Origin of the sequence: Rhodococcus sp. NPDC019647 (assembly GCF_044389235.1) — a bacterium.
Lineage (GTDB): Bacteria > Actinomycetota > Actinomycetes > Mycobacteriales > Mycobacteriaceae > Rhodococcus_F > Rhodococcus_F oxybenzonivorans.
Genome location: NZ_JBIRXS010000084.1, coordinates 1 through 1,189, shown reverse-complemented (window position 1 = coordinate 1,189; position 1,189 = coordinate 1). Strand labels below are relative to the sequence as shown.

1 protein-coding gene is annotated in these 1,189 nt (G+C 68.7%); it reads right to left on the bottom strand.

Annotated elements, in window-relative coordinates; genetic code table 11:
* On the bottom strand, positions 1-1,177 hold a 1,177-nt coding region (locus ACH49N_RS38945), incomplete at its 3' end, for an AMP-binding protein (RefSeq protein ID WP_358278843.1).
* Between the last annotated feature and the right edge of the window lie 12 nt (positions 1,178-1,189).

The window sequence follows — 1,189 nt, the reverse complement described above, 5'->3', positions numbered from 1 at the left end:
CGGGTTCGGGTAGTGCTGTGCGGTCCAGCTTCCCGCTCACCGTCACCGGCAACTCCCCCACAACCACCACCACCGACGGCACCACCCACCCCGGCACCACCCCCGCCACCCACTCCACCACCACATCCGGATCCACCCGCACCCCCACCTCCGGCACCACATACCCCACCAACCGACCCCCCTCCCGCACCACCGCCGCCGCCCGAGCCACCCCCGGACACCGCGCCAACACCGCCTCCACCTCCCCCAACTCCACCCGCTGACCCCGCACCTTCACCTGCCCATCAACCCGCCCCACAAACTCCAACACCCCCACCTCAACCCACCGCACCACATCCCCCGTCCGATACACCCGCGACCCCACACCCGAAAACGGATTCGCCACAAACGACACCGCCGTCAACCCCGCCCGACCCCGATACCCCCGCGCCACACCCGACCCCGCCACATACAACTCACCCACCACCCCCACCGGCACCGGACGCAACCACCCGTCCAACACCACCACCTCCACCCCCAACCCCGGACCACCCACCGACACCACACCCCCCGCCACCAACGGCCCACCCACCGTCGCCTGCACCGTCACCTCCGTCGGCCCATACGCATTGAAAAACTCCCGACCCGGCGCCCACCGCGCCACCAACTCCGGCGCACACACCTCCCCCGCCACCACCAACACCCGCACCGACCCCAACCCCACACCCGACCCCAACGTCGCCAACACCGACGGCGTCACAAAACAATGCGACACCCCCTCCGCCTCCCACAACTCCACCAACCCCACACCCCCGAACACCCCCGGCGGCGCCACCACCAACCGCGCCCCCACCGAAAACGCCATCAACCACTCGTACACCACCGCATCAAAACTCGGCGACGACACCTGCGACACCCGAGAACCCGACGACACCCCGAACCGAACCCGCTCCTCCACAGCCAAATTCGCCAAACCCTCATGCGTCACCACCACCCCCTTCGGCCGCCCCGTCGACCCCGACGTATACATCACATACGCCGCACACCCCGCCCACAACCGCCGCACCCGATCCCCATCCGACACCACACCCCCCGACACCCCCTCCACCACACCCGAATCATCGAGCCACAACCACTCCACCCCATCCGGCACCACACACCCCGACACCGACAACCCCACCACCACACCCGAATCCACCAACATCTCCCG